This is a genomic window from Ensifer aridi, from assembly GCF_002078505.1.
In the GTDB taxonomy this organism is placed as follows: domain Bacteria; phylum Pseudomonadota; class Alphaproteobacteria; order Rhizobiales; family Rhizobiaceae; genus Sinorhizobium; species Sinorhizobium aridi.
On the sequence record NZ_LUAV01000004.1, the window covers coordinates 488,473 to 501,477 of the forward strand.

9 protein-coding genes are annotated in these 13,005 nt (G+C 61.9%); 3 read left to right on the plus strand and 6 right to left on the minus strand.

The window, feature by feature from the left end:
- Nucleotides 1-69 precede the first annotated feature (69 nt).
- The 3 genes from rnd to AYK65_RS06010 form a co-directional block, all read right to left on the minus strand.
- Nucleotides 70-1,221, minus strand: a complete 1,152-nt coding sequence (rnd, locus tag AYK65_RS06000; protein ID WP_046118339.1) for a ribonuclease D — start codon at nucleotides 1,219-1,221, stop codon at nucleotides 70-72.
- 81 nt (nucleotides 1,222-1,302) lie between these two features.
- Nucleotides 1,303-2,703 (minus strand): multicopper oxidase family protein, encoded by a 1,401-nt coding sequence (locus AYK65_RS06005; protein ID WP_172401981.1) that lies wholly within the window; start codon nucleotides 2,701-2,703, stop codon nucleotides 1,303-1,305.
- A 143-nt stretch (nucleotides 2,704-2,846) separates the two neighbouring features.
- Nucleotides 2,847-4,085 (minus strand): MFS transporter, encoded by a 1,239-nt coding sequence (locus AYK65_RS06010; protein WP_081158043.1) that lies wholly within the window; start codon nucleotides 4,083-4,085, stop codon nucleotides 2,847-2,849.
- A gap of 304 nt (nucleotides 4,086-4,389) precedes the next feature.
- Between AYK65_RS06010 and aspS the strand changes: the two genes are divergently transcribed.
- Nucleotides 4,390-6,177 (plus strand): aspartate--tRNA ligase, encoded by a 1,788-nt coding sequence (gene aspS, locus AYK65_RS06015; protein ID WP_081158077.1) that lies wholly within the window; start codon nucleotides 4,390-4,392, stop codon nucleotides 6,175-6,177.
- A gap of 215 nt (nucleotides 6,178-6,392) precedes the next feature.
- A complete protein-coding gene (locus tag AYK65_RS06020; RefSeq protein WP_026612585.1) occupies nucleotides 6,393-6,773 on the plus strand; it encodes a rhodanese-like domain-containing protein in 381 nt (126 codons plus the stop codon).
- A gap of 43 nt (nucleotides 6,774-6,816) precedes the next feature.
- Here the strand turns inward: AYK65_RS06020 and groL are convergent, their stop codons facing one another.
- From groL to AYK65_RS06035, 3 genes are all read right to left on the minus strand, one after another.
- Nucleotides 6,817-8,445 carry a chaperonin GroEL gene (gene groL, locus AYK65_RS06025; protein WP_081158044.1) on the minus strand — a complete coding sequence of 543 codons (1,629 nt, stop codon included), beginning with the start codon at nucleotides 8,443-8,445 and terminating at the stop codon, nucleotides 6,817-6,819.
- A gap of 131 nt (nucleotides 8,446-8,576) precedes the next feature.
- On the minus strand, nucleotides 8,577-8,795 hold the full coding sequence (locus AYK65_RS06030; protein WP_026612583.1) for a hypothetical protein: 219 nt from the start codon (nucleotides 8,793-8,795) through the stop codon (nucleotides 8,577-8,579).
- 201 nt (nucleotides 8,796-8,996) lie between these two features.
- Complete coding sequence (locus tag AYK65_RS06035; protein WP_081158045.1) at nucleotides 8,997-10,190, minus strand: hypothetical protein; 1,194 nt, start codon at nucleotides 10,188-10,190, stop codon at nucleotides 8,997-8,999.
- A gap of 410 nt (nucleotides 10,191-10,600) precedes the next feature.
- Between AYK65_RS06035 and parC the strand changes: the two genes are divergently transcribed.
- The gene (gene parC, locus AYK65_RS06040; RefSeq protein WP_081158046.1) at nucleotides 10,601-12,877 is read left to right on the plus strand and encodes a DNA topoisomerase IV subunit A; all 2,277 of its coding nucleotides are present in this window, start codon (nucleotides 10,601-10,603) and stop codon (nucleotides 12,875-12,877) included.
- Nucleotides 12,878-13,005 lie beyond the last annotated feature (128 nt).

Below are 13,005 nucleotides of genomic sequence, written 5' to 3' on the forward strand. Positions count from 1 at the left end.
TAATCAGCCTTTCGATTCGTCCTGGCTAGAGATCGATTCAGGCGGAAAGTTGTCCAAAGAAGCGCGGCTTCAACCGGGGATTTCGATCGCCTCGACCTTCTTGCCGACGAAGCGCAGCGCCACCTCTCCGTTGATGAGCTTCAGCGCCGTCTCGCCGAAAAGTTCGCGGCGCCAGCCCTTGAGGGCGGCGACATCGGCCTTCTCGCCTTCGGCGGCGATTCGGTCGAGATCGTCGCTGCTGGCGATGATCTTGGCCGCGACGCCTTCCTTTTCGGAAATGAGCTTCAACAGGACCTTCAGCAATTCCCCCGCCGCCGCAGCACCCTCCGGCGTATGATTCTGGCGCGGCAGACGCGGCAGTTCGGCTTTCGGTATAGACAGAGCCTCGCCGACGGCCTCGACCACCGCGGCGCCCGCGCCGGAGCGCTCCCAGCCCTTGGGGATGGTTCTGAGGCGCCCGAGAGCTTCGGCGTCTTTCGGCTGCTGCTGGGCGATTTCGTAGATCGCATCGTCCTTGAGAATCCGGCCGCGGGGCACATTGCGCGTGCGCGCCTCCCGCTCGCGCCAGGCAGCCACCTTCTGCAGCACCGCAAGCTCGATAGGCTTTCTCACGCGCATTTTCAGCCGCTGCCAGGCATTGTCGGGATGCAGGTCGTAGGTCTCCCGGCTTTCAAGGATCGCCATTTCCTCGGCAAGCCAGGAGGAGCGCCCCTCGCGTTCCAGTTCCTTGGTCAGGTACTGGTAGATGTCCCTTAGATGCGTCACGTCGGCGAGCGCATAGTCGAGCTGCTTGTCCGTCAGCGGCCGACGGCTCCAGTCGGTGAAGCGCGACGACTTGTCGATCTGCTCGTTCTTGATGCGGTTGACGAGCTGGTCATAGGAAACGCTGTCGCCGAAGCCGCAGACCATCGCCGCCACCTGCGTGTCGAAGAGGGGATGCGGAATGAGATCACCGAGATGATGGATGATCTCGATGTCCTGGCGGGCGGCATGAAACACCTTGAGGACATTCGGATCGGCCATGAGGGCGAAGAATGGCGCAAGATCGATCCCCGGCGCCATTGGGTCCACGATGACGGCCATGTCGGGGCTCGCCATCTGGATCAGGCAGAGTTCCGGCCAGAACGTGGTTTCACGCAGGAATTCTGTGTCGATCGTAATATAGCTTGAGCGGGCCAGCTTTTCGCAGGTGGCCTCCAGATCTGCTGTCGTTTGAATCATCGGGTTTTAAATCACTGTGGCAAAAATGCGGCTTGAGCCTTCCCGTGTATCGTCTCGCAGCATCTGTCACAATCGAAATTGTCAGACAATTCTGAAATAAGCAGTCATGCCGGTCTTTTGATGTTCGATGATGTGGCAATGGATCACCCAGTCGCCGGGGTTGTCGGCGACCAGTGCCACTTCCGCCTGTTCATCCGGCAAGAGGAGGATCGTATCCGTCGGCGGCGGAAGGAAGCTGCGCTTGTTCGAGGCAAGAATGCGGAAGCTCAAGCCGTGCAGGTGGATCGGATGGGCATGCGGGGTGCGATTGGCGATTTCGAGCACATAGCTTCCTCCAAGCTTCAGTTCTTCGATCGGCGCGACGGGGTCGGACGTATCACCCGGCCACGGGGTCTTGTTGATCGCCCAGAACGTGTAGCCGAGCGAGCCGCAAATGGAAGGCGTCGCCTTGTGCTCGGCGGTTGCCGTGAGATCGATCGGAATTCGCTTCGCCGCCGAGAGATCGGCCTCGGCCACAGGGTTCGTCGGGAGGGCGACGATATCTCTGAGGTCCCGCTTCAGTGAAGTGCCGACTGCCCGTAAGGCCGCGATGGTCCAGGGACTGGAGCCCCGGAAATTGCCGAGCGTGGCGCGCTCGCCCTCGCTTTCCGGCATGCGGATTGCGAGGTCCACGCGTTGGCCGGGGCCGACCTCCAGCCGGTCGAGCGGGAAGGGGGCGTCGACGGCATTGCCGTCGAGCGCTATAACCGTTGCCGGCGCGCCTGCGAGCCCGATCGTGTAGATGCGCGTGACGTCGGTGGCGGCGATTCTTACGCGCACGAGCCCTCCGGCGGGGACGTCATAGACGGGCTCCCGCTGCCAGTTTGCCGTTCTCACGGTCCCGTAGGTCCCGCCGCGCGCCGCATCGCGCGGCTTGAACGAATCGATGAACTTACCGCCGGCGCCGAGCCGCCAATCGCGCAGATTGAGGACGATCTCCGCGTCGAAGGCTGGATCTTCGGGATTCTCGACGACGATTACGCCGGTGAGCCCGCTTCCCACCTGCGTCAGCGTGTTGCAATGCGGATGGTACCAGAATGTCCCCGCGTCGGGCGGTGTGAAGACATAGTCGAAGTGATCGCCCGGATAAACGTAGGGCTGGGTCATTTCCGGCACGCCGTCCATCGCATTGGGGATTCGGAGACCGTGCCAGTGGACCGTCGTCGGCTCGTCGAGACGATTGAACAGCCGCGCCGCATAGGCCTCGCCCTTGCGCATCCTCAAGACCGGCGGCAGGCCAGTGTGGGTTCTTTCACCGAGGCCATAGGTCATCACCTTAGGGGTGACGCCATCGGCCGCGATCTGCGCATCGGTGAACTGCGCGGTCAAGATCTGCGGATCGGGCGTGGCGCCGGTCTTAGCTGCGACGCTGGCGCCGAGCGCAAATGCGCCGCCAAGCGCGACCGAGCCCTGGAGGAATGTTCGGCGGCGGAGCATCGGCATCATGGCGTTTCAATTCCAGTGGGCGGAGCGGAGTCGGCGAAAGGACCCCTAATGGCCTTTCTCCGGGGAAGCGATTGGCCGTTTCTAAACCTGATTTTTGCTTTCAGCAATTCGGCGCAGCGCATCTTGCCGCAGGCGGAGGGTCAGAGTTCCTTCTGTGATTGGCCGCCGCCGGCAAGCTTATTGAAGAAGGAGGAGGTGCGCAGCAGGTTGCGGAAGGGCATCGAGCGCTCCTGCGCCGGAACGGATGCGCGGGCCGTCATGCGCCGAAGCGTGTAGAGCATGAAGAGGGCGAGGATCACCGCCGTATAGATGAACAGCGCCTGCGGTCCGAAGATATCGAGCATGAACGAGGCGAAGAGCGGCCCGATGATCGCCCCAAGCGACCAGAAGAAAAGCATGCCGGCGGAGACAAGTGCGTGCTGGCCCTCCGCCGCGTGATCATTGGCATGCGCCGAACAGAGTGAATAGAGCGGCATTGCGAAGGCGCCGAAGGCGAAGATGCCGGCGAAGTTCAGCCATTCGTCGTTGCCGGCGCCGAAGGCGAGGAAGAGGCCCGCAAGAAGAGAGCCGAAAGTCGCGACAAGGATGATCAGCCGCCGGTCGATCTGGTCCGAATAATGGCCGAGAGGATATTGCAGTACGACGCCGCCTATGATGCCCGCGCTCATGAACGTCGCAATCGCCGTAACGGAAAGCCCGATTTCCTGCGCATAGATCGGTCCCAATGAGCGGAAGGCGGCGTTGGTGAGGCCCACGACGATGCAGCCGATTGTCGCGAGTGGCGAGATGTTCCAGAGCGCCTTGATGTCGAAGCGGATCGCTTCCGGAGCGACTGGGCTCGAGCGGTCGGCGAACGAGATCGGCACGAGCGAAAGGGTGAGCGCCATCGCGATGATCGCGAAGAGCTCGAAGCCGCCGATGCCTATTCCGGGGATGAGGTACTGCGCCGCAGTCACCGAGCCGAGATCGACGAGGCGATAGACCGACAGCGTGCGCGCCCGATTGGCATTGGTGACGCTGGCGTTCAGCCAGCTTTCGACGGTCGCGAAGAGGCTCGCGAAACAGATGCCGGCGACAAGTCGCATCAGGAACCAGAACCACGGATCGATGAGAAGCACCATGGCGATCGCGGCCGCCGAGGCGATCGCCGCCATCGCCGAGAAGGTGCGGATGTGCCCGATTGCCCGCAGAATGCGGGTGACGTAGACGCAGCCGATCGCGAAACCGACATTGTAGCCCGCGCCGATGAGGCCGATCAGCGAGGTCGAAAATCCCTCTTCAAGTGCCCTGAGCGAGATGAAGGTGCCCTGCAGCCCGTTGCCGCCGATGAGGATGCCGGCGGTGATGAGGAGCGGGATGAGCGGGCGAATCTGGGACATGGTAGGAAGCATCCGATTGCGGCCGCGACTCGCAAGACCTGTGCGGCCCTGATACCCTGTCTAGCGATGGCCGTTCGCGGGGGACAGTCGCGATTTGTGACCCTTTTCGGTCTTTCTGCGCCCTGCCGGTTGCTTTGGCGGCGAAGGCCGGTGATCTACGGTCCGGATCGGTACTCTTGTCGGCAAACCACGTCGCGGCCTTGACAAAAGCGGCGCATCATGCGCTTTTCCGCCCGACTTTGAACATGCCGCCGTGCGCCGTTTTGCGAGCTGCGCGGCCTTTTTGCAATTCCAGGACTAGATGATGCACCGTTACCGCAGCCACACCTGTGCCGCTCTCCGCAAATCGGATGTCGGCTCCACCGTTCGCCTCTCCGGCTGGGTTCACCGCGTCCGCGATCATGGCGGCGTGCTGTTCATCGACCTGCGCGATCACTATGGCCTGACACAGGTTGTCGCCGATCCGGATTCGCCTGCCTTCAAAATGGCCGAGACAGTCCGCGGCGAGTGGGTCATCCGCGTCGACGGCATCGTAAAGGCGCGCACCGAAGAGACCGTCAACAAGAACATGCCGACCGGCGAGATCGAGCTCTATGCCCGCGAGATCGAGACCCTGTCCGCCGCCAAGGAACTGCCGCTACCGGTTTTCGGCGAGCCGGACTATCCGGAAGACGTGCGTCTCAAGTACCGCTTTCTGGATCTCCGCCGCGAGACGCTGCACAGGAACATCGTCAAGCGCACGGAGATCATCGGCGCCATGCGCGGGCGAATGACGGAGATCGGCTTCACCGAATATACGACGCCGATCCTGACCGCCTCGTCGCCGGAAGGCGCTCGCGACTTCCTGGTGCCGAGCCGCATTCATCCCGGCAATTTCTACGCGCTGCCGCAGGCGCCGCAGCAGTACAAGCAGCTTCTGATGGTCGCCGGCTTCGACCGTTATTTCCAGATCGCACCCTGCTTCCGCGATGAGGATCCGCGCGCCGACCGTCTCCCTGGCGAATTCTACCAGCTCGACCTCGAGATGAGCTTCGTCGAGCAGGAGGACGTTTGGGACACGATGGAGCCGATGATCCGCTCTATCTTCGTGGATTTCGCCGGCGGGAAGCCGGTGACGGAAAAGTTCCCGCGCATTTCCTACGATACGGCGATCCGCAAATACGGTTCCGACAAGCCGGATCTCAGAAACCCGATCGAGATGCAGGAAGTCACCGAGCATTTCGCCGGCTCCGGCTTCAAGGTCTTCGCCAACATGATCGCCTCCAACCCGAGGGTGGAGATCTGGGCGATCCCCGCCAAGACCGGCGGCTCGCGCGCATTCTGCGACCGCATGAACGCCTGGGCCCAAAGCCAAGGCCAGCCGGGTCTCGGCTACATCTTCTGGCGAAAGGAGGGCGAGAAGCTCGAAGGCGCTGGTCCGCTCGCCAAGAATATCGGCGAGGAGCGTACCGATGCGATCCGCACGCAGCTTGGTCTCGACGACGGTGACGCCTGCTTCTTCGTCGCCGGCGAGCCGGCGAAGTTCTACAAATTCGCCGGCGAGGCGCGCACCAGGGCCGGCGAGGAACTGAACCTCGTCGATCGCGACCGCTTCGAACTGTGCTGGATCGTCGACTTCCCGTTCTATGAATGGAACGAGGAGGAGAAGCGCGTCGACTTTGCCCATAATCCGTTCTCGATGCCGCAGGGTGGCCTCAAAGCGCTGTCCGGCGACGATCTCCTGTCGATCAAGGCATTCCAATACGACATGGTCTGCAACGGCTTCGAGATTGCCTCGGGCTCTATCCGCAACCAGTCGCCGGAGCTGATGGTAAAGGCCTTCGAGAATGTCGGTCTCAGCCAAGCGGACGTCGAAGAACAGTTCGGCGGTCTCTACCGCGCCTTCCAGTACGGTGCCCCGCCGCACGGCGGCATGGCCTTCGGTATCGACCGCATCGTCATGCTGCTCGTCGGAGCCAAGAACCTGCGCGAGATCTCGCTGTTCCCGATGAACCAGCAAGCCCAGGACCTGCTAATGGGCGCTCCGTCGCCGGCAACGCCGGCGCAGCTCAGGGAGTTGGCGATCCGTCCGATCCCGCAGAAGAAGGACTGATCTTTTCGAAGGCTATTAAAAACCCGGCGATGACCTCGCCGGGTTTTTCTTTGGACTCGGGAAGCCGAGCAGGAAGCAATCTCGTCTGCGACCGCTCGTTGCGGGCATGCCCCCCTCGCATCCCCCGAAAATGTTATTCGATGCTCGCCTTGACAGGGGTGCCTTCAAAGCGTTCCCTTTCTCCGTTGCTCCATGGCAACCTATTGGAGGGAATGATGGCGAAGAACGTCAAGGACCTGTTGGCGGAGGCAAATAGTGCCGTCCCGAAATTGTCTCCCACCGAAGCCGCCGAGAAGATGCGCTCCGGTGATGTGCTCATTGTCGATGTTCGCGATCCGACGGAGGTTCTGCAAACCGGCAAGCTCAAGGGGGCGGTGAACGTTTCGCGAGGGATGCTGGAATTTCGCGCCGACCCGGAGAGCCAATACCACAATCCCGTATTCCAGAAGGACAAGACGATCCTCTTGCATTGTGCCTCCGGCGGCCGTTCGGCCCTTGCGGGCAAGACGCTTCAGGACATGGGCTATACGTCGGTGTTCAACATCGGCGGCTTCAAGGAACTGACCGAAGCGGGTATCGACACGGAACCCGCGTGAGGGGAGCGCCGGGGCGCGAGGACCGCGCCCCGTTCAACTACGCTCAGAAGTCCATGCCGGGCGTGGGCGGCATCTGCGGCTGCCCATCCTTCTTCGGCTTCTCCGCGATCATCGCCTCCGTCGTCACGAGAAGACCAGCAACAGAAGCAGCGTCCTGCAGCGCCGTGCGCACGACCTTGGCGGGGTCGATCACGCCCATGTCGAAAAGGTCTCCGAATTCGCCGGTCTGGGCGTTCCAACCATAGGCGAATTCCGGTTTCTCCCGGAGTTTTCCGACGATGATCGATCCTTCGGCACCTGAATTCTCGGCGATCTGGCGAACGGGGGCCTCGATCGCCCGGCGGACGATCTCGATGCCGACGCGCTGGTCGTCATTGGCTGTCGCAAGATTGCCGAGCACCTTGACGACGCGCAGGAGCGCAACGCCGCCGCCGGGCAGGATGCCTTCCTCGACCGCGGCGCGCGTTGCGTGCAGCGCGTCGTCGACGCGGTCCTTCTTTTCCTTGACCTCGACTTCGGTCGAGCCGCCGACGCGAATGACGGCGACGCCGCCGGCGAGCTTGGCGAGCCGCTCCTGCAGCTTTTCTCTGTCGTAGTCCGAAGTCGTATCCTCGATCTGCGCCTTGATCTGCGCGACGCGGCCCTTGATGTCCTCCTTGGATCCGGCGCCGTCGACGATCGTCGTCGTCTCCTTTTCCACCATCACGCGCTTCGCTCGGCCGAGCGTATCCACCGTCACGTGTTCGAGCTTGACGCCGAGTTCCTCCGAAACCACGGTGCCGCCCGTCAGGATCGCGATGTCTTCCAGCATGGCCTTGCGCCGGTCGCCGAAGCCGGGCGCCTTCACGGCCGCCACCTTCAGGCCGCCGCGCAGCTTGTTGACGACGAGCGTGGCGAGCGCCTCACCCTCGACGTCTTCGGCGATGATGAGAAGCGGCTTGCCGGCCTGGATGACCGATTCGAGGATAGGGATCATCGCCTGGAGATTGGAGAGCTTCTTCTCATGGATGAGGATGTAGGCATCCTCCAGCTCGACCCGCATCTTGTCCTGGTTGGTAATGAAATAGGGCGACAGGTAGCCCCGGTCGAACTGCATGCCCTCGACGACCTCGAGTTCTATCTCGGCCGTCTTGGCCTCCTCGACGGTGATCACCCCTTCATTGCCGACCTTCTCCATCGCTTCCGCGAGATAGCGGCCGATTTCGGCATCGCCATTGGCGGAAATGGTGGCAACTTGAGCGATTTCCGCATTCTTCGAGACCTTGCGGGCGTTGTTCTTGAGTTCCTTGACGATCGCGTCGACGGCGAGATCGATGCCGCGCTTCAGATCCATCGGGTTCATGCCCGAGGCAACCGCCTTGGCGCCTTCCCGGACGATGGCCTGCGCGAGCACCGTTGCGGTCGTCGTGCCGTCGCCGGCGACGTCGCTCGTGCGGGAGGCGACTTCGCGCAGCATCTGCGCGCCCATGTTCTCGAACTTGTCCTCGAGTTCGATCTCCTTGGCAACGGAAACGCCGTCCTTGGTGATCCGCGGCGCGCCGAAGGATTTTTCGATCACGACGTTCCGGCCCTTGGGGCCGAGAGTGACGCGGACGGCGTTGGCCATGATATCCACCCCGCGGAGCATCCGATCGCGGGCATCGTTGGTGAACTTGACTTCCTTGGCAGCCATATGGCCCTCCCTCAACACGGAATTTTTGCGATGTCTTCGTGCCCGCTTCCATGTCGGCGGGCATCGCTCCTCAACGGCCGCCTGAAACGCGCAGAGCAGGGCACCTCTGCTCTACGCCGTCGTTTCCAAGTTCACTCCTCGTCGTCGTCGGGCGTCAGGATGTCGATCAACGCCGCGACACGGCCGGCCGGAAGATGGCGGCCCTCGCCGATCAGCGCTTCGTCGTTGTTGACCCAGGCGATCGCTTCGGCAAGTTCGCTCGCGGTCGCGCCGGTGGCAAGAAGTTCGGCCATCAAAGTTTCGTCGACGGGCCCGAGAATGGCGGTGATATCCGACTGCTTCAGTCCCATGGCGTACTCCTTCCGTTTCATCGGTCGGCAATTGCCCAACTGTCGGCAACCGACGAAGATACATAGGCGGTCGCCTTCAAGCATCAAGCGGGATCATAGCATCAATCGCCGGGACAAGAAAAAACCCGGCGAGAGTGCCGCCGGGTTTTGAATTCGAGGGGGGGGCCTGCACGGCCGCACCTGTTCTATGCCTCGCGAATGTCAGTCGTTCGCCGTCACCTTGACGCCGAGAACCGAGGGGATCGTGTTCGGTGCGCCCATGGCGGCGCCCATGATCATGGGGAACGGCACCGGCTTCTCCGGCTCGGCGCTGATGGTCAGGCTCTTCGGTGCGTCGAGATAGGCGTTGACGGCGGCCGATACCTGGTTCTGCAGTTCCGGGACGTTGAGCTGTGCCATCATGATCGGCACCATGGCTTTCAGCGACTGCGCCAGTTGCTCGCCCGTGACGCCCTGCTGGCTGCCGGCGTAGTCGAGCGCCTTCTTGGTGATCGAGGCATCGTCGAAACGGATCGAGGCGCTGTTGAACGTCAATTGCTGCATGAGGCCGAGCATGGCGAGACCCATGGCCTGATTGGCCTCTTCCTTGTTCGGATTGGCTTGCGCGGCCTTGTTCGCCTCCTGCAACGCCTTCATGAACTGAAGCGTGTAGCCGGAGAAATCCATGGCGATGTTCAGTCGGCCGATATTCTTGAAGTCGAGCGCATATTCCTCGACGGCGAGATTGCCGCTCTCTAATTCCCAGCTCCCCTTCATCGTCATCTGGCCGTCGATCTGCTTCAGGCCGAGCTTCTCGATCGCGTCCTTTGCCTTGGCGTCCTCGACCTCCGAGAGATCCGCGTACAATCCATTCATTGTCCCATCGAAATCGAATCCGGCATCATTTTCCCGCCGGGTCAGATTGCTCTCGATGCTGGCGATCTTAAACACGTCCTTGCCCTTGACCTTGACCTCCATTGGGCCGGTGCCGAACGACTCGTAAAGCAGAATTTCGTTGATGGTGCCGCCCGAGGCGTTGCCCGGAATGGCAAGGCCGCCGATCGCGATATCCTTGATGGAGACGCTGTCCTCTTTCTCGCTCACATTGACGTCTGCGAAGGAAACCGTTTCAGCGTAATAGCCACCACCGTCGGTTTCCTCGACGCCTTCGAACGTCACGTCGCCTATTTTGATCGACTCGCCAGGCTGTGCTGCCACCTGCAGCTTGACGCCGCTCGCCGTCACCACATCGCCGTTCGCTTCGGCCTTGTCAAAGGTAACCGACGTGCCGTTCACCTCGAACGCGGCACTCAGTTTCTTCATCATGTCCGCGCCGTCCAGGGCGAAGGCTGGGCCGGCAAGCGTGAGGAGGGCGGCGCTGGCCATCATCAGGCGGATCGTGCGCGTATGCGTCATTGCGTTGTTCCTTGTAAAAATGTTTGATTGTGAGGCTGTTTCGGAGGTGTGCTGCAGATAGTTTTGGCGTTGGTCGTGGGATGCGTCAACTACGTCCTTGCGCGCCAGATGACAGGTCGCGCGAAGGCGACGACACCGAAGTCATCCGGTCGCTCACGTCCCAAGTTTGACACGTCCATTCATTCCCGCCCCTGACCGGCCAAATCGGCAGGTCCGACACTAATCCGAAACGGGGCGAATTTATATCGCCGAGTCGGATGCCGGTTGTTCCCTGCGGATCATGCTTTCCGGAAAATTACCAGCCTACGGTTGCTGCAGCCGAAGATATAGGCAAGGCCCGAGGCGCGTTCTCCACAGTGCGATTGCCTCGGATTCTTGCCGTCGGGGAGCGGTTGCGGTAGCAAGGACACATGGGACAAAGCCTTTTGCCGCCCTCTGGCGGCGACGACAACATTCAGCCGGTTGATCTCAAGGCGGCGCTGGAAGAGCGCTATCTCGCCTACGCGCTATCGACCATCATGCACCGCGCGCTGCCGGACGTCCGCGACGGGCTGAAGCCGGTCCATCGCCGGATCATTCATGCGATGAGCGAGATGGGGCTCAGGCCCAACTCGTCGTTCAAGAAATGCGCCCGCATCGTCGGCGACGTCATCGGTAAGTTCCATCCGCATGGCGACCAGTCGGTCTACGATGCACTGGTGCGTCTCGCTCAGGATTTCTCGCAGCGCTACCCCGTCGTCGACGGGCAAGGCAACTTCGGCAATATCGATGGCGACAATGCCGCCGCCTATCGTTACACCGAAGCGAAGATGACCGAGGTCGCGGCCCTCCTTTTGGAGGGGATCGATCAGGACGCCGTTGATTTCCGTCCGACCTACAACGAGGAGGACCAGGAGCCGACGGTGCTTCCCGGTGCGTTCCCGAACCTTCTCGCCAACGGCGCGTCGGGCATTGCCGTCGGCATGGCGACGTCGGTCCCGCCGCATAATGCCCATGAGCTCTGCGATGCGGCGCTCTATCTCATCCGGCACCCGAATGCGACGGTGGAGGACTTGCTCTTTGACCCCGCCAACCCGCAGCGCGGCGGCATAGAGGGACCGGATTTCCCGACGGGCGGCATCATCGTCGAGAGCCGTGCCAGCATGATCGAGTCCTATCGGACCGGCCGCGGCGGCTTCCGAGTCCGCGCGCGCTGGGCCGTGGAGGAATTGGGGCGCGGCGGCTATCAGATCGTCGTCACCGAAATACCCTACCAGGTCCAGAAGTCGCGCCTGATCGAGAAGATCGCCGAGTTGCTCATCGCTCGCAAACTGCCGCTGCTTGAGGACATCCGCGACGAATCGGCAGAGGACGTGCGCATCGTTCTCGTGCCGAAGAGCCGCTCGGTCGACGCAAGTATCCTCATGGAATCGCTATTCAAGCTCACTGAGCTCGAAAGCCGCATTCCGCTCAACATGAACGTGCTGTCGATGGGCCGCGTGCCGCGGGTCATGGCGCTGAACGAGGTGCTGAGCGAATGGTTGGCGCATCGCCGCGAGGTCCTGCAGCGGCGTTCGCGCCACAGGCTCGCCGCGATCGATCGGCGGCTGGAGGTCCTCGGCGGCTACCTCATTGCCTACCTGAACATTGACGAGGTCATCCGCATCATCCGTGAGGAGGACGAGCCGAAGGCAGTGATGATCGAGCGCTTCGCGCTCACCGACAACCAGGCCGAAGCGATCCTCAACATGCGCCTGCGCTCCTTGCGCAAGCTCGAGGAATTCGAGATTCGCACCGAGTTCGACGCGCTTTCGAAAGAGAAAGCGGAAATCGAGGCGCTGCTCGCTTCGGATGACAAGCAGTGGCAGGCGGTCGCCTGGGAGATCGGCGAGGTCAAGAAGAAATTTGCCAAGGCGACCGAACTCGGCAAACGCCGCAGTTCCTTCGCCGAGGCCCCGGACGCCGATGTCGGGGCCATCCAGCAGGCGATGATCGAAAAGGAGCCGATCACCGTCGTTATCTCGGAGAAGGGCTGGATACGTGCCCTCAAGGGTCACATCTCGGACACCTCGTCCCTCCAGTTCAAGGAAGGCGATGCGCTGAAGGTGGCATTTCCGGCGCAGACGACAGACAAGATCCTTGTCTTCACGACGGGCGGCAAGGTCTACACGCTCGGCGGAGACAAGCTGCCGGGCGGACGGGGTCACGGCGAGCCCTTGCGCATCATGGTCGATATGGAAAACGACCAGGACGTGCTGACTGCGCTCGTGCACGATCCGGCGCGCAAGCTCATCATTTCCTCGGCGGCAGGCAACGGCTTCGTCGTCGCTGAAAGTGATATCGTCGCCAATACCCGCAAGGGCAAGCAGGTGATGAATGTCGCGATGCCCGACGAAGCCAAGCTCATCGTTCCGGTCAAGGGCGATCATGTCGCCGTCGTCGGCGACAATCGCAAGATGCTCGTTTTCCCGCTCGTCCAGATCCCCGAAATGGCGCGTGGCAAGGGGGTTCGTCTGCAGCGCTACAAGGACGGCGGCATCTCCGACATCCGCTGCTTCACCATCGCCGAAGGGCTCACTTGGGAAGACAGCGCCGGCCGCGTATTCACAAAGACCAAGGACGAACTGATCGAGTGGCTCGGCGATCGTGCTTCCGCCGGCCGGATCGTACCGAAGGGCTTCCCGCGAAGCGGCAGGTTCAGCGGCTGACGTCCCCAGACTCGGCGCTTGCAAGTCGGTACCGTCCGCGGATCAATGTTGATTGAGAGCGCCGGGTTTTTTCCGGTGCACGGAAGCTCGCTGGAATTCCTTGATTTCCTGCATGATTCCTCAAATCG